This is a genomic window from Streptomyces sp. NBC_01669 (genome assembly GCF_026339735.1).
GTDB classification, from domain to species: domain Bacteria; phylum Actinomycetota; class Actinomycetes; order Streptomycetales; family Streptomycetaceae; genus Streptomyces; species Streptomyces yanii.
In genome coordinates this window covers 6,651,055-6,666,690 of the sequence record NZ_JAPEQG010000001.1, presented here as the reverse complement: position 1 = coordinate 6,666,690, position 15,636 = coordinate 6,651,055, and the positions used below count along the sequence as shown (strand labels likewise).

Below are 15,636 nucleotides of genomic sequence, written 5' to 3'. Positions count from 1 at the left end.
TGCCGAGGGCCAGGGCGTGCGGCGGAGCCGCCCGAACCCGGTTGTCCGGGACAGTACGGCGCGGAGGCCGCGCCCGTCAGGCGCTCTCGTCGGCGAGTGCGCGGACCGCGTCCGCGAATGCCTCGCCCCGCTTGTTGTAATTGGCGAACATGTCCATCGAAGCGCAGGCCGGGGCCATCAGTACGGTGTCTCCCGGCCGGGCGAGCCGTGCCGCCTCGCGGACCGCCTCGGACATCGCCCCAGTGTCGGTCCGGTCGAGGTCGACGACCGGGACCTCGGGGGCGTGTCGCGCGAGGGCTTCGCGGATCAGCGCCCGGTCGGCGCCCATCAGTACGACGCCCCGCAGCCGCTTGGCGGCGCCGGTCACCAGCTCGTCGAACGTGGCACCCTTGGCGAGGCCGCCGGCGATCCAGACGATCGGGTCATAGGCCGCGAGGGAGGCCCCCGCGGCATGGGTGTTGGTGGCCTTGGAGTCGTCGATGTACGCCACCGATGCGACATCCGCGACGTGTTCGATGCGGTGCGCGTCGGGGCGGAAGGCCCGCAGACCGTCCCGTACCGCCCTGGGTTCGACGCCGAAGGCGCGGGCCAGTGCCGCGGCCGCCAGGGCGTTGGCGATGTTGTGCGGGGCGGGCGGGTTGACGTCCGCGACCTCGGCGAGCTCCTGGGCCTGCTTCTGCCGGTTGGCCACGAAGGCGCGGTCGACGAGGATGCCGTCGACGACGCCCAGCTGGGACGGGCCCGGGGTACCGAGGGTGAAGCCGATGGCGCGACAGCCCTCCTCCACGTCCGCACCGCGGACCAGGTCCTCGGTGGCCGGGTCGGCCGCGTTGTAGACGCAGGCGATCCGGTTGCCCTCGTAGATCCGGCCCTTGTCCGCGACGTACGCCTCCATGGAGCCGTGCCAGTCGAGGTGGTCCGGGGCCAGGTTGAGTACGGCCGCGGAGTGGGCGCGCAGCGAGGGCGCCCAGTGCAGCTGGTAGCTGGAGAGCTCCACGGCGAGTACGTCGTAGGTCTCGTCACCGAGGACGGCGTCGAGGAGGGAGACGCCGATGTTGCCGACGGCGGCGGTGCGCAGCCCGGCCGCCTCCAGGATCGAGGCGAGCATCCGGACGGTCGTGGTCTTGCCGTTGGTGCCGGTGACCGCGAGCCAGGGTGCCGCATCGGGACCGCGCAGCCGCCAGGCGAGCTCGACGTCGCCCCAGACCGGGACGCCCGCCTCGGCGGCTGCTGCGAAGAGCGGCTTGTCCGGCTTCCAGCCGGGGGTGGTGACGATGAGCTCGGTGGACTCGGGCAGGGTCGCCCCGTCGCCGAGGCGCACGGTGATCCCTTGCGCCTCCAGCTCTGCGGCCTGCGCACGGGAACGCTCGTCGTCCCCGTCGTTGACCACCGTGACAACGGCGCCGAGGCCGTGCAGGACACGGGCAGCGGGGATCCCGCTGACACCGAGTCCGGCGACGGTGACGTGCTTGCCCTGCCAGTCCTGGTTGCTCACTTGGCGGCTGCCCACCCTGCGTAGAAGAGACCGAGTCCGACGATCACGCACATGCCCTGGATGATCCAGAAGCGGACCACGACAAGGACTTCGGACCAGCCCTTGAGTTCGAAGTGGTGCTGGAGCGGCGCCATCCGGAAGACCCGCTTGCCGGTCATCTTGAAGGAACCGACCTGGATGACCACGGACATGGTGATCATCACGAAGAGGCCGCCGAGGATGGCCATCAGGAACTCGGTGCGGGAGCAGATCGCGAGACCGGCGAGCGCACCGCCGAGTGCCAGCGAACCGGTGTCGCCCATGAAGATCTTGGCGGGCGAGGTGTTCCACCACAGGAAGCCGAAGCAGGCGCCCATCAGCGCGGAGGCGACGACCGCGAGGTCGAGCGGGTCGCGTACCTCGAAGCAGGCGTTGGGGTTGGTCAGGGAGACCGCGTTGGCGCAGGACTCCTGGAACTGCCACAGCCCGATGAACGTGTACGCGCCGAAGACCATCACCGACGCGCCGGTGGCCAGGCCGTCCAGACCGTCCGTCAGGTTCACGCCGTTGGACATGGCGAGGATCATGAACAGCGCCCAGACCACGAACAGCACCGGGCCGATCGACCAGCCGAAGTCCGTGACGAACGACAGCCTGGTGGAGGCCGGGGTGTTGCCGCGGCCGTCGGCGAACTGGAGCGACAGCACCGCGAAGGCGATACCGACGATCAACTGACCGGCCATCTTCGCCTTGGCCCGCAGACCCAGCGAACGCTGCTTGACGATCTTGATGTAGTCGTCGAGGAACCCGACGAGGCCCATCCCGGTCATCAGGAAGAGGACCAGCACACCGGAGAAGCGCATCTGCTCGCCGGTGATCACCTTCGCCAGGAAGTACGCCATCAGCGTGGCCAGGATGAAGGCGATGCCGCCCATGGTGGGCGTGCCCTTCTTGCTGCCGTGGCTGCGCGGGCCGTCGTCACGGATGAACTGCCCGTATCCCTTGCGGGCCAGGAGCTTGATGAGCAGCGGGGTACCGACCAGGGTCAGGAAGAGCCCGATGGCCCCCGCGAAGAGGATCTGCCTCATCGGCCGGTGACCTCGCCCTCGGTCGAGTTCTCCAGCAGTGCCTGGGCGACCTGTTCCAGGCCGGCCGACCGGGACGCCTTCACCAGCACGACGTCTCCCGCGCGCAGTTCACTGCGCAACAGGTCGACGGCCGCCTGTGCGTCGGACACGTGCACCGACTCCTCACCCCACGAACCCTCGTTGTATGCGCCCAGTTGCAGCCAGGAGGCTTCTCTGCCCCCGACCGCGACGAGCTTGCTGACGTTGAGCCGGACGGCGAGCCGCCCGACCGCGTCGTGCTCGGCGAGCGAGGCGTCGCCGAGCTCGGCCATGGGGCCGAGCACCGCCCACGTACGCCGCCCCTTCCCCATGGCGGCCAGCGCGCGCAGCGCTGCTCGCATGGATTCGGGGTTCGCGTTGTAGGCGTCATTGACGAACGTCACGCCGTCCGGACGCTCGGTGACCTCCATGCGCCAGCGGGAGAGGGTGCCCGCCTCGGAGAGCGCGACGGCGATCTCGTCCACGGGCAGGCCCAACTCATGGGCGACGGCGGCCGCGGCGAGCGCGTTCGACACGTGGTGCTCACCGTACAGGCGCATGGTCACATCGCTGCACCCGGTGGGTGTCTGGAGCGTGAAAGCGGGGCGGCCGTCGTCGGTGAGACGGACCTTCTCTCCCCGTACGTCCGCATCCGCGGCTTCACCGAAGAGCAGAACCCGGGCCTTCGTACGGGAGGACATGGCGAGGACGAGCGGGTCGTCGGCGTTGAGGACGGCGACTCCGTCCTCCGGGAGCGCCTCGACCATCTCGCCCTTGGCGATCGCGATCTGCTCGCGGCCGCCGAACTCACCGATGTGCGCGGTGCCGACGTTGAGGACGAGGCCGATCCGCGGCGGGACCAGGCCGGTGAGGTAGCGGATGTCGCCGATGTAGCGGGCACCCATTTCGAGGACCAGGTGCTCGGTCTTCTCGGTGGCGCGCAGGGCGGTGAGCGGCAGGCCGATCTCGTTGTTGAGGTTGCCCGCGGGGAAGACGGTGGGGCCCTTGCGCTCCAGGAGCTGGGCGATCAGGTCCTTGGTCGAGGTCTTGCCCGCGGAGCCGGTGAGGGCGACGACAGTGGTGCCGAGGCGTTCGACGACGGTCCGGGCGAGGGTGCCGAGCGCGGCCACGACGTCGTCGACGACGATCGCCGGAACACCGACGGGGCGGGCGGCGAGTACGGCTGCCGCGCCCGCCTCGACGGCGCGCTGCGCGTAGTCGTGGCCGTCGACCCGCTCGCCGGCGAAGGCGACGAACAGGCTGCCTTGCTGTACCTCTCGGGAGTCGATGACGACGGGCCCGCTGACGGTCACTGCCGGATCGGGTATGTCGTGCGACTGCCCGCCGACGATTTCGGCGATCTCGGCGAGGGTAAGGGCGATCACTTGGTCATCCCTGACTGTTGTTCTCGTGGGTGTGGGCGAGTTCCGGGGCGCCCTCGGCGCTCCCGTGCCCCAGGGACCGTGCGATGGCCGCGCGCAGCACCGTACGGTCGTCGAAGGGGCGTACCACTCCGTGGATGTCCTGGCCCTGTTCGTGCCCCTTGCCGGCGATCAGCACGGTGTCGCCGGGCCGGGCGCGGGCGACCGCGGCGGCGACGGCGGCGGCCCGGTCGGCGTCGACGAGGACGTCACCGCGCTCGTGTGCGGGCACCTCGGCGGCGCCCGAAAGCATCGCGGCAAGGATGGCCAGGGGGTCCTCGGAGCGAGGGTTGTCGGAGGTCAGTACGGCGGTGTCGGCGAGGCGGGCCGCGGCGGCGCCCATCGGGCCGCGTTTCGTCGTGTCGCGGTCGCCACCGCAGCCGAGCACGATGTGCAGCTTGCCCTCGGTCACCTTGCGCAGCGAGCGCAGGACCGACTCGACGGCGTCGGTCTTGTGCGCGTAGTCGACGACCGCGAGGTACGGCTGGCCGGCGTCCACCCGCTCCAGCCGGCCCGGGACGCCGGGGACAGCGGCGACGCCGTCGGCCGCGGTCTGCGGGTCGACACCCGCGACGGCGAGGGTGACGATCGCGGCGAGGGTGTTGGCGACGTTGAACGGGCCGGGCAACGGGGCCCTGGCCGTGATCCGTTCGTCCTTGGGACCGACGGCCGTGAAGGCGGAGCCCAACGGCCCGACCTCGACGTCCTCGGCGCGCCAGTCGGCGTCCGGGTGGCCCTCGGCGGAGAAGGTGACGACCGGGACGGTTGCCTCCGTGACCAGCCTGCGGCCGTACTCGTCGTCGAAGTTGACGACGCCCTGCCGGCTCCGCTGCGGGGTGAACAGCTTCGCCTTGGCCTGGAAGTAGTCCTCCATGCCGGAGTGGAACTCCATGTGCTCCGGGCTGAGGTTGTTGAAGACGGCGACGTCGAAGACGCAGCCGTCGACGCGGCCGAGCACCAGTGCGTGGCTGGAGACCTCCATGGTGACCGCGTCGACGCCGCGCTCGCGCATGACGGCGAAAAGGGCCTGGAGATCGGTGGCTTCGGGGGTGGTGCGCTCGGACTTGATGCGCTCGTCGCCGATCCGCGTCTCGACGGTGCCGATCAGGCCGGTGCTGCGTCCGGCGCCACGGAAGCCGCCCTCGATGAGGTACGCGGTGGTGGTCTTCCCGGACGTCCCGGTGATCCCGATCTGGAGGAGGTCGGCGCCGGGCCGCCCGTAGATCTCGGCGGCGAGTTCGCCCATCCGGCCGCGCGGGTTCTCGGTGACCAGCACCGGCAGCCCGGTCGCGACGGCGCGCTCGGCGCCCGCCGGGTCGGTGAGGACCGCTGCAGCGCCGAGACCGGCCGCCTGGGCGACGAAGTCGGCGCCGTGCAGCCGGGCGCCGGGCAGCGCCGCGTACACATCGCCGGGCCGTACCGCCCGCGAGTCGTGGGTGATGCCGGTGACCTCACCGGATCCCGGCGGATCGACTCCCAGCCGGGCTGCCAGTTCACCGAGGGGGGTCGGCCGCAGCCGATCCGGGCGGGGCGCTCCCGGGTAGGTCACAGGGGCGTCCTTCGGGGTGGTTTGGGACTGTTCAGCGTGGGGCACGGCGGTGAGCGTACCGGGCGCACCCGGCGCCTCGCTAAGTGAGGGGGCAGGGTTGCGGTGGTTCCCGTTCCGGTTCCCGGGTTCGGGGGTGATGGTTGTCACTGGCTGGTTTCCCCGAGTTCACTCGCCGGGATTGAAGGACACCGGCAGCCGGGCTGACTCGCTGCCGGACGGTGGGGTCTGGAGCGTCTTCAGCGCGAACTCCATGACCTGCTTGTAGATGGGACCGCAGATCTGGCCGCCGAAGTAGCTTCCCTCGGTGGGGTTCTGGATCGCGCAGTAGACGGTGATCTGCGGGTCGTCGGCGGGTGCGAAGCCCGCGAAGGACGCGGTGTAGCCGTGGTAGCCGCCGCGGACCGGGTCGACCCGGTTGGCCGTGCCGGTCTTGCCCGCGACCCGGTATCCGGGAATGCGGGCCTTGGTGCCGGTGCCCTCCTCGTCACCGACCACCGACTCCAGCATGCCCGCGAGTGATTTCGCGGTCTTCTTGCTGATCACCCGGGTCCGTTCGGGGGCGGCAGCGGGGATGAAGCGGCCGTCCGCGCCCTTGGTTCCGCGGATCAGGGTGGGCTGGACCCGGACGCCGCCGTTGGCGATCGTCGAGTAGACCGAGGCGGCCTGCATGGCGTTGAGCGAGAGTCCCTGGCCGAACGGGATCGTGTACTGCTGCGAGGTCGACCAGTCCTGCGGCTTGGCGAGGATGCCGGGCGTCTCACCCGGGTAGTCCAGTCCGGTCGGGCGGCCGATGCCGAATTTGCGCAGATACGAGTAGAGGACCTTGTTGGACTTCGGCTGGGTCCTGCCGAGCTGCCCGGTGGCCAGGATGGTGCCGATGTTGCTGGACTTGGCGAGTACGCCGTTGAGCGTCAGGTACCAGGTGGGGTGGTCGATGTCGTCCTTGAAGAGCCGGTCGCCGCGGTGCAGCCGGTTGGGGACGGTGACATGGGTGCCGGGGGTGGCCGCCCCCTCCTCCAGCACGGCGGCCATGGACATGACCTTGCTGGTGGAGCCCGGTTCGTACACGTCCTGCAGCGCCGCGTTGCCCAGCGACGCCGCGTCGGCCTGCGAGAGGTCGTTGGGGTCGAATCCCGGGGCGTTGGCCATGGCGAGGACCTCGCCGGTCTTCGCGTTCTGCACGATCACATAGCCGCGGTCCGCCCTGGACTTCTTCACCTGGTCCGAGATGGCCTTCTGCGCGGCCCACTGGATGTCCCGGTCGATGGTCAGCTCGATGTCGGAACCTGCGACCGCCGGAACCTCGCTGGTACCCGCGGTGGGCACCCGGCGGCCGCCGGACTGGGCGTACCTGATCTTGCCGTCCTCGCCCGCAAGCTCCTTGTCCAGCTGTGACTCGAGGCCGCCCGCACCCTTGCCCTCGGCATTGACGTAACCCAGTATCCCGGCGGCGAGCCCGCCGTTGGGGTAGACCCGCTTGGTGGTCGTCTCCTGGAAGACACCGGCCAGCACATTGGCCCCGGTACCGCCGTTCGCCCTGTCCTTCTGGGCCTTCTCGGCGAAAACGGACTTGAGGTCCTTGATCTGCTTCCAGACCTGCGGGGTCTGGCGGCGGGCCAGCACCACGTACCGGCTCTTCGGCTTCGACAGCTTCTTCGTCAGCTCCCCGGCCTCGACGCCGAGGATGGGTGCGAGGAGGACCGCGGCCTGCTCCGGTGCGTCCGGGGCCTTGCTGTCCTCGGGTGTGAACATCTTGGGGTCGGCGGTGATGTTGTACGCGTCGACGCTGGTGGCCATGGCGATCCCGCTGCGGTCGGTGATCTCACCGCGCTCGGCGGCGACCGTGTACTCCAGGTAGCGGTTCTTGTCGGCCTTGGCCGCGTACGCACTGGCATCGACGGCCTGCACCTGCAGGAGCCGCACGACGAACGCCAGCATGACGAGCGTCAGCGCCAGGCTGACCAGGCGGAGCCGGGGACGCGGGCTGCCCAGCCGCAGCGGGCGCGCCGATCCCTTGCGCGGGGTGCGGCGGCCCTTTGCGCGGGGCGCGGCCGCGGCGGACGACGGGCGGCGGGCGGCGGGGCGGGGACGGCCGGAGCCGGCTGCGGCGCTACGCGGACGCGCGGGGCCGGGGACCCGGCGGCGCGGTGGTTCCTTGGAGGGCACTGCGTCACCTGCCGGGGCTCGTCGAGGACTGGTTTGCCGGGGTACGCGGCTGCGCGGGCGGGGCTGCGGAGGTGCTGGGCTTCGTCGCGGGCGGGGCTGCCGAGGTGCTGGGCTTCGTCACGGGCGGCGCCGACGGCGAGCCGGTGACCGACGCTGTGGACGTGGGCGAGGCAGCGGCGGGCGGCGGGGGCGCCGCCTGCTGGGTCTGCCGGGGGGCCGCGGGAGTCGGCGGGGCGGTGGCCTCGGAGGGGACGCCGCGGACCGTGCCGTCGGGTTCGAGGAAGGCGGGGCTGCCGCCGGGCACCATGCCCAGTTCGCGGGCGCGGCGCTCCAGTGCGTCGGGCTTCGAATACCCGTCGACGTCGTGCTGGAGCGCCTGCTGCTCGTCGGTGAGCTCGGTGGTCCGCTTCTTCAGTTCGCTCAGCCTGAACGAACCCTCATTGAGCGCGGAATTCAGCAGCAGCAGGGTGATCAGTCCGCCGCCGAGGAGCAGCACGACCAGCAGGACGAAGGGTGTACGGGCCGCGTTGCTGGGCCCGGAGGGCATCAGCCGGGCGAGCCGGGCGGCCCGCCCCTTCAGCTGTCCGGCCGGTCCGCTCACCGCGCCACCTCGGGCTCTCCCGGTGCCGTGCCGGCCGGACCGGCCGCGCTCACCGCTCCTCCTCGCGGATCCGCTGGGCGCCGCGCAGCCGGGCGGGGGCGGCTCGCCGGTTCTCGGCGACCTCCTCCTCCGTGGGCAGTTCCGCGCCGCGGGTCAGCAGCTTGAGCCGGGGCTGGTAACGCTCGGGGACGACGGGCAGTCCGGGCGGCGCGGTGTTGGCGGCGCCCGCCGCGAACACCTGCTTGACCAGGCGGTCCTCCAGCGAGTGGTAGGAGAGAACGGCGATCCGGCCACCGACGGCAAGAGACTGCACCGCGGCCGGGATCGCCCGCTCCAGGACGGTGAGCTCGCCGTTGACCTCGATGCGCAGCGCCTGGAAGGTGCGCTTGGCCGGGTTGCCGCCGGTGCGCTTGGCGGCCTGCGGCAGCGAGTCCCGGATCAGCTCGACGAGCCGGGCGCTGTTGCTGAACGGCTCCTTCTCGCGCTCGCGCACGATCGCGGAGACGATCCGCTTGGCCTGCTTCTCCTCGCCGTACGCGCGCAGGATCCGGACGAGCTCGCCCGGCGGGTAGGTGTTGAGCACCTCGGCCGCGCCGATGCCGGTCGTCTGGTCCATCCGCATGTCGAGCGGGGCGTCCTGGGCGTACGCGAATCCGCGGTCGGCCTCGTCCAGCTGCATGGAGGAGACACCGAGGTCGAACAGGATGCCCTGGACCTTGGGGATGCCGAGCCGGGCGAGCACCTCGGGCAGTTCGTCGTAGACGGCGTGCACCAGTGTGGCCCGGTCGCCGTACGGGGCGAGCCGCTCGCCGGAGAGCCGCAGCGCTTCCTTGTCCCGGTCCAGAGCGATCAGCCGGGCGGACGGGAAGGCGGCGAGCAGGGCCTCGCTGTGACCGCCGAGGCCGAGGGTGCAGTCGACGACCACGGGCTGCTGCGGGCCCGGTGCTTCCAGAGCCGGGGCCAACAGGTCCAGGCATCGCTGGAGCATCACCGGGACGTGTCGGGTCTGGCTCATGCGCCCTCTCAGGCTCAGGTCCCGTGTGGCTGCACGTACGGCCTGGTCCCCGCCCGCTCGGAAGGGGAGGTCCACCGGCGCCGGGGAAGTGGCGTCAGCCGACCGGCGAGCGGGAGAGGGCCGGGCCGTACGTACGCCGCGCACACAGGGGAATTCTTCGGGATGTGCAGGGTGTCGGTAACTTCCGGTCACTTTAGTCCACCCTGCCATTCGATCGATTCCCGATCAATCAACGGGGCAGCGCGTCGCCCCGCCCTCTCCGTCACCCGGTCGAGCGATTCGTTGTGAGGCTTGTGGGTTACCTCACAACAAGCCTCGTTGACGTTCTTTGTCCGCTCTCACAGCACGCCGGAGCGAACTGTGCGAGCTAACGTCGTATCCATGTCGACTTCCGCGCACCCCCACGCCGAGCTCTCCGCACCCGCTGCCGGTCAGGCCCGTACCGGCGGAACCGTCACCGACCGGCTGGTCGAGGCGAACATCCGTTACGCGGCCGATTTCGACGACCCCGGCATGGACGCACGGCCGGTGCTGAAGGTCGCCGTGGTCGCCTGCATGGACGCCCGGCTCGACCTGCACGACGCGCTCGGCCTGGCGCTCGGCGACTGCCACACCATCCGCAACGCGGGCGGCGTGGTCACCGACGACGTGATCCGCTCGCTCACCATCAGCCAGCGAGCCCTCGGCACCCGCAGCATCATCCTGATTCACCACACCAACTGCGGCCTCGAATCGATCACCGAGGAGTTCCGGCAGGAGCTGGAGGCGGAGGTCGGCCAGCGCCCGGTCTGGGCCGTGGAGGCCTACAAGGACGCGGATCAGGACGTACGGCAGTCCATGCAGCGCGTCCGCACCTCGCCGTTCCTGCTGCACACGGACGACGTCCGCGGCTTCGTCTTCGACGTGACCAGCGGCTTGCTCCGCGAGATCCTTCCCGTCGCCTGACCCTGATCGCACGTCCGGCGGGTACCGAAAATGGCCTGGACCCCGACATTTCGCATCCACTTGTCCACAGGCGAGTGACACGAAGCGGTAACGGCAACAAGAATGCGTGTGTGACACCCGCCGGACCTGTCCGGAGGGTGTCCGTACATCGGGGTGGGCCGGGCCAACTACAGCGCATCGGCCCGTGAATGGGGTACCCCCTGCTCCTTGAGAGCGCGGGACAGGGCCGAGGAGGGCCGGGTGACGACCTATGACGATCGAGCGAGCCTCACAGATCTGACCGCCACAGCGGAGCGGGTGCGCAGGTCGGTGGAGAGTGTGATCGAAGGCAAGCCTGAGGTCGTACGGCTTTCGCTGACCGTGCTGCTCGCGGAGGGGCATCTCCTCATCGAGGACGTCCCCGGGGTCGGCAAGACGATGCTGGCCAAGGCGCTCGCGCGGTCGATCGACTGCTCGGTGCGGCGCATCCAGTTCACGCCGGACCTGCTGCCTTCGGACATCACCGGTGTGTCGATCTTCGACCAGCAGCGGCGCGACTTCGAATTCAAGCCGGGCGCGATCTTCGCCCAGATCGTGATCGGCGACGAGATCAACCGCGCCTCGCCGAAGACCCAGTCCGCTCTGCTGGAGTCGATGGAGGAGCGCCAGGTCACCATCGACGGGCACAGTTACGAACTGCCGGACCCGTTCATGGTGGTGGCCACCCAGAACCCGGTCGAGATGGAGGGCACCTATCCGCTGCCCGAGGCCCAGCGCGACCGGTTCATGGCCCGGGTGTCGATCGGCTACCCCAGTGCGGAGGCCGAACTGCAGATGCTCGATGTGCACGGCGGCATCTCACCGCTCGACGATCTGCAGCCGGTGGCGCACGCCCACGACATCGTGAAGCTGATCGAAGCCGTGCGGACGGTCCATGTGGCCGAGTCGGTGCGGCGGTACGCGGTGGAGCTGGTCGGCGCCACCCGCAGCCACCCGGATCTCAGACTCGGCGCCTCGCCGCGCGCCACCCTGCATCTGCTGCGAGCCGCCAAGGCGTCCGCGGCGCTGACCGGGCGGGACTACTGTCTGCCCGACGATGTGCAGGCGCTGGCCGTCCCGGTGCTCGCGCACCGGTTGCTGCCCACCGCGCAGGCCCAGCTGAACCGCCGCACCGCGGAGCAGGTCGTGCTGGAGATCCTCCAGCAGACGCCGGTGCCGACCGCGGCCGGCGGTACGTCGGTCCCGGCGCCGCAGCACCAGCCGGGCCGGCCGGTGTACGGCCGGCAGCAGCCGCCCGGCGCACGGCGGGCGTGATGACGGCCGGGGGGTCCGCCTCGATGGAGGACGGCGAGGGCAAAGGCGGTCTGCGGGCCGCACTGGGCGGGCTGACCACGCGCGGGCGGTCCTTCCTCGCTGCCGGAATCGCGGCCGCGATCTGCGCGTATGTGCTGGGCCAAGGTGATCTGCTGCGGGTCGGGCTACTGCTCAGCGTGCTTCCGCTGGTCTGTGTGACGGTGCTCCTCCGCACCCGCTACCGGGTCGCGGGCACCCGACGGCTCTCCCCGTCCCGAGTGCCCGCGGGCACCGAGGCACGGGTGCACCTGCGGATGGAGAACGTGTCCCGGCTGCCCACCGGGCTGCTGATGCTGCAGGACCGGGTGCCCTATGTGCTCGGGCCGCGCCCCCGGTTCGTCCTGGACCGGGTGGAGGCGGGCGGTCGGCGCGAGGTGTCCTACCGGGTCCGGTCGGATCTGCGCGGGCGGTATCCGCTCGGGCCGCTGCAGCTGCGGCTGAGCGATCCGTTCGGGATGTGCGAGCTGACCCGGTCGTTCAGTGCGTACGACACCCTGGTCGTCGTCCCACGGACCCAGCCGCTGCCGCCGGTGCGGCTGTCGGGCGAGGCGTCCGGGTACGGCGAGGGGCGACAGCGCTCACTCGCTCTGGCCGGTGAGGACGACGTGATTCCGCGCGGCTACCGGCACGGCGACGACCTGCGCCGGGTCCATTGGCGCTCCACCGCGCGCTACGGCGAGCTGATGGTGCGCCGCGAGGAGCAGCCCCAGCGGGCCAGGTGCACGGTGCTGCTGGACACCCGGCGGATCGCCTATCAGGGGACGGGGCCCGACTCGCCCTTCGAGTGGGCGGTGTCGGGGGCGGCGTCCGCGCTGGTGCACATGCTGGAGCGGGGCTTCGCAGTGCGGCTGCTGACCGACGACGGCAGTTCGGTGCCGGGCGAGGGCGAGGGCGGCTTCGCCGGATCGACCCAGGAGTCCGCGGGACTGATGATGGACACCCTCGCGGTTGTCGACCACTCCGACGGAGGCGGTCTGTCACGCGCGTACGACGTACTGCGCGGCGGTAACGAAGGGCTGCTGGTCGCGTTCCTCGGCGATCTGGACGACGAGCAGACGGCGGTGGCCGCCCGAATGCGGCAGCGCAGCGGCGGCGCCGTCGCATTCGTCCTGGACAGTGCCGCCTGGATGCACGGCAGCGCGTCCGACGCGGCGCTCACGGCGTCCGAGGAGCGCCTGCGACTGCTGCGCGAGTCGGGCTGGACGGCGGTCGCGGTGGGGCCGGGGGCGGATCTCGCCCAGCTGTGGCAGCAGGCGGGACAGCAGAGCTCCGTGACGCAGTCCGCGCTGTCGGGCGGCGCACCGGGCGGCACGACAGGTTTCACCGGTGGATGGTCATGAGGGGACGGTCATGAGCGGTCGCGGTCGGCTGGCGCTGTGCGCCTTTGCGGCGACGCTGTTGGCGGCGGGTTCGATGCTGCCGCTGGTCGACCCGGCCGGATGGATCCTGCAGGCCGCGGTCCTGCTGGCGATCCAGAGCGGGGTGGGCGCGCTCGCCCGCCGGGTGCCGCTGCCACGACTGCTGATCGTCACGGCACAGTTCCTGGTCACCCTTGTGCTGCTGACCGCGGTGTTCGCACGGGAGCAGGCCCTGGTCGGCTTCCTGCCGGGCCCCGAGGCCGTACGGCACCTGGCGGACCTGCTGCGGGCGGGCGCGGACGACGTGGGGCAGTACGCCATCCCGGCGCCCGCGACGGCGGGCATCCGGCTGATGCTGGTCGGCGGTGTACTGCTGATCGGTCTGGCCGTGGACACCCTCGCGGTGACGTTTCGCAGCGCGGCCCCGGCCGGGCTGCCGCTCCTGGCGCTCTACTCGGTCGCCGCGGGACTGTCCGGCGGCGGCGGCGCGGGCTGGCTCTGGTTCCTGCTCGCCGCCTGCGGCTATCTGCTGCTCCTGCTGGCCGAGGGCCGGGACCGGATCTCCCAGTGGGGGCGGGTCTTCGGCGGTGCGGGGCGGTCACCGAGCGGTGGGGCGGCCGGTCTCGACGTGTCGGGCGGCCGGGCGCTCGCCCCGGTCCGCACCGGGCGGCGGATCGGTGCGCTGGCGCTGGGCATCGCACTGGCCGTACCGGCGGCCCTGCCCGCTCTCGACGGCGGGCTCCTCGCGGGGACCGGCAGCGGGAACGGCAAGGGCGGTGGCGGCGGCACGATCTCCGCGGTGAACCCGCTGGTCTCGCTGCAGAACAATCTGAACCAGCCGGAGAACCGGGAGGTGATGTCGTATCGCACCAATTCCCGGAACCCGCAGGACTTCTATCTGCGGATTCTGGCCCTGGACCAGTTCAACGGGAGCGAGTGGCGGGCCTCCCGGCGCAGCCTGAAGGATGTGCCGAAGCGGATCCCGGGGCCGGACGGGCTGAGTCCGGATGTCGCTGTCACGGAGATCCGGTCGAACATCTCCTCCTCCCGCTCCTACCAGCAGACCTATCTGCCGCTCCCCTACCCCGCGACCGAGGTCAGGATCGGCGGGCGCTGGCGGTACGAACCCGCGGGGCGCACCCTCGTCGGCGACCGCGGCCAGACGACCAGCGGCGCGCGGTACGAGGTGTCGAGCCTGGTCGTGCAGCCGACGGCGGACCAGCTCGCCGCGGCTCCCGACGCGCCCTCCGAGATGCTGCGGGAGTACACCAAGGTGCCGGGCTCGCTGCCGGAGGTGGTCAAGAAGACGGCGGACCGGGTGACGAAGGGCGCCGCCAACAACTACGAGCGAGCGGTGAAGCTGCAGAACTACTTCGCCTCGGAGGGCGGCTTCAGCTACGACACCACAGTGACCTCCGGCACCGGCTCGGCCGCGATCGGCCGGTTCCTCAGGGACAAGAGGGGCTTCTGCGTCCACTTCTCGTTCACGATGGCCGCGATGGCGCGGACACTGGGCATTCCGGCCCGCGTCGCGGTGGGCTTCACTCCCGGCACCGTGCAGTCGAACGGTGCGGTGTCGGTGGGGCTGCGCGATGCGCACGCCTGGCCCGAGCTGTATTTCGAGGGCGTCGGATGGACCCGGTTCGAGCCGACCCCAACGCGTGGCAGCGCGCCCGGCTATACCCAGCCGGACGCCCCGGCGGGCGGCGCAGCCGACCCGAGCCGGCCCGAGCAGGGCGCCTCGGCGGCGCCGTCCGCCGTACCGTCCGCCTCGCAGAGCTGCCCGCAGCAGCTGCGCAAGCTGGGCGAGTGCGGCAACGCGGTGGCGCCGGCCGCCGCGGGGCCGACGGACTCGGGGACCCCGACGAGCACCGTTGTCTGGGTGGCTTTGGCCGCGCTGGTGGTCATCACGCTGCCGTTGCTGCCGATGCTGTGGCGGGTACGGGTGCGTAGGCGGAGGCTGGCGTCGTCCACCGGGCGCACGCCTGCCGATGTGACGGCCAGAACGCTGGCGGCCTGGCTGGAGATCATCGATACCGCGTGGGACCACGGCATCGAGCCGGACGACTCACAGACCCCGCGGAAGACGGCGGCCCGGGTGGTCCGGCTGGGGCGGCTCGACACGGAGGCGGCGGCCGCGGTGCACCGGGTGGCGGGGGCGGTGGAGCAGGTGCTCTACGCCCCGCAGCCCCGGACGGGCGCCGGGTTCGCCGAGGACGTGGAGACGGTGCGGAACAGCTTGCGGATCTCCGCCGACCGCTTCACCCGGATCCGGGCGGTCATGGCACCGCGCTCGGCCATTCGGGTGATGGACGCGCTCTCGGAACGCCGGTCGGCTTTCACCAGCAGGTGGGCTGCGCGGTGGGGCGGTTGGCTGCGGTGGCCGTCCCGGCAGCAGAGCTGAGGCATGGCGCGCGGCCTGCGCCTGCGCCGTGCCCTGGAGCTACCCCACAGCCTCAAGGGCATGGCGGGTCCCTTCGACGGGCTTGATTTCACAAGCCCGTCGAGCGGCCGCGGCCCGTCCGGCGCTCAGGTCCTGTCCGGTCGATCTTCGTGGATCAGCCTGCGGCGTCCGGTGCGGTGCATCGCAAGGCGGAGGATCGTCCTCGTACAGGACGTACTTGATCGGCGCCGGGCAGGGCCTGGAAACACCCGTGAGCGGTCACAGC

11 protein-coding genes are annotated in these 15,636 nt (G+C 71.3%); 4 read left to right on the top strand and 7 right to left on the bottom strand.

Annotated elements, in window-relative coordinates; all coding sequences use genetic code 11:
- Positions 1–76 precede the first annotated feature (76 nt).
- The 7 genes from murD to rsmH all read right to left on the bottom strand — a co-directional run bounded on the left by murD (position 77) and on the right by rsmH (position 9,332).
- Complete coding sequence (gene murD / locus OG972_RS29830) at positions 77–1,495, bottom strand: UDP-N-acetylmuramoyl-L-alanine--D-glutamate ligase (protein WP_266986655.1); 1,419 nt, start codon at positions 1,493–1,495, stop codon at positions 77–79.
- Positions 1,492–2,562 (bottom strand): phospho-N-acetylmuramoyl-pentapeptide-transferase, encoded by a 1,071-nt coding sequence (gene mraY, locus OG972_RS29825; RefSeq protein WP_266986653.1) that lies wholly within the window; start codon positions 2,560–2,562, stop codon positions 1,492–1,494. Before mraY ends, murD begins: the two co-directional genes overlap by 4 nt.
- Positions 2,559–3,965 (bottom strand): UDP-N-acetylmuramoyl-tripeptide--D-alanyl-D-alanine ligase, encoded by a 1,407-nt coding sequence (gene murF, locus OG972_RS29820; protein ID WP_266986651.1) that lies wholly within the window; start codon positions 3,963–3,965, stop codon positions 2,559–2,561. The genes mraY and murF overlap by 4 nt, the downstream gene beginning before the upstream one ends.
- 4 nt (positions 3,966–3,969) lie before the next feature.
- On the bottom strand, positions 3,970–5,550 hold the full coding sequence (locus OG972_RS29815; RefSeq protein WP_266986649.1) for a UDP-N-acetylmuramoyl-L-alanyl-D-glutamate--2,6-diaminopimelate ligase: 1,581 nt from the start codon (positions 5,548–5,550) through the stop codon (positions 3,970–3,972).
- 165 nt (positions 5,551–5,715) lie between these two features.
- Positions 5,716–7,716 (bottom strand): penicillin-binding protein 2, encoded by a 2,001-nt coding sequence (locus OG972_RS29810; RefSeq protein WP_266986647.1) that lies wholly within the window; start codon positions 7,714–7,716, stop codon positions 5,716–5,718.
- Between the two features lie 4 nt (positions 7,717–7,720).
- Positions 7,721–8,317 carry a septum formation initiator family protein gene (locus tag OG972_RS29805; RefSeq protein ID WP_266986645.1) on the bottom strand — a complete coding sequence of 199 codons (597 nt, stop codon included), beginning with the start codon at positions 8,315–8,317 and terminating at the stop codon, positions 7,721–7,723.
- 49 nt (positions 8,318–8,366) lie between these two features.
- Positions 8,367–9,332, bottom strand: coding sequence for a 16S rRNA (cytosine(1402)-N(4))-methyltransferase RsmH (rsmH, locus tag OG972_RS29800; RefSeq protein ID WP_266986643.1), 966 nt, complete (start codon positions 9,330–9,332; stop codon positions 8,367–8,369).
- A 381-nt stretch (positions 9,333–9,713) separates the two neighbouring features.
- On the opposite strand from rsmH, the gene OG972_RS29795 reads away from it, so the two are divergent.
- From OG972_RS29795 to OG972_RS29780, 4 genes are all read left to right on the top strand, one after another.
- Positions 9,714–10,277: a carbonic anhydrase gene (locus OG972_RS29795; protein WP_266986641.1), complete on the top strand. Its 564-nt coding sequence runs from the start codon at positions 9,714–9,716 to the stop codon at positions 10,275–10,277.
- Between the two features lie 240 nt (positions 10,278–10,517).
- Entirely contained in the window at positions 10,518–11,570 is a 1,053-nt protein-coding gene (locus OG972_RS29790) for a MoxR family ATPase (protein WP_266986639.1), read from the top strand.
- Positions 11,570–12,949, top strand: coding sequence for a DUF58 domain-containing protein (locus tag OG972_RS29785; RefSeq protein ID WP_266986638.1), 1,380 nt, complete (start codon positions 11,570–11,572; stop codon positions 12,947–12,949). The genes OG972_RS29790 and OG972_RS29785 overlap by 1 nt, the downstream gene beginning before the upstream one ends.
- A gap of 10 nt (positions 12,950–12,959) precedes the next feature.
- Positions 12,960–15,371 carry a DUF3488 and transglutaminase-like domain-containing protein gene (locus tag OG972_RS29780; RefSeq protein WP_266986636.1) on the top strand — a complete coding sequence of 804 codons (2,412 nt, stop codon included), beginning with the start codon at positions 12,960–12,962 and terminating at the stop codon, positions 15,369–15,371.
- Positions 15,372–15,636: the final 265 nt, after the last annotated feature.

Coding starts and splice junctions, on each gene's coding strand:
- mraY (WP_266986653.1), bottom strand. CDS start 2,562: ATGAGGCAGATCCTCTTCGCGGGGGCCATCGGGCTCTTCCTGACCCTG.
- rsmH (WP_266986643.1), bottom strand. CDS start 9,332: ATGAGCCAGACCCGACACGTCCCGGTGATGCTCCAGCGATGCCTGGAC.
- OG972_RS29795 (WP_266986641.1), top strand. CDS start 9,714: ATGTCGACTTCCGCGCACCCCCACGCCGAGCTCTCCGCACCCGCTGCC.
- OG972_RS29785 (WP_266986638.1), top strand. CDS start 11,570: ATGACGGCCGGGGGGTCCGCCTCGATGGAGGACGGCGAGGGCAAAGGC.
- OG972_RS29780 (WP_266986636.1), top strand. CDS start 12,960: ATGAGCGGTCGCGGTCGGCTGGCGCTGTGCGCCTTTGCGGCGACGCTG.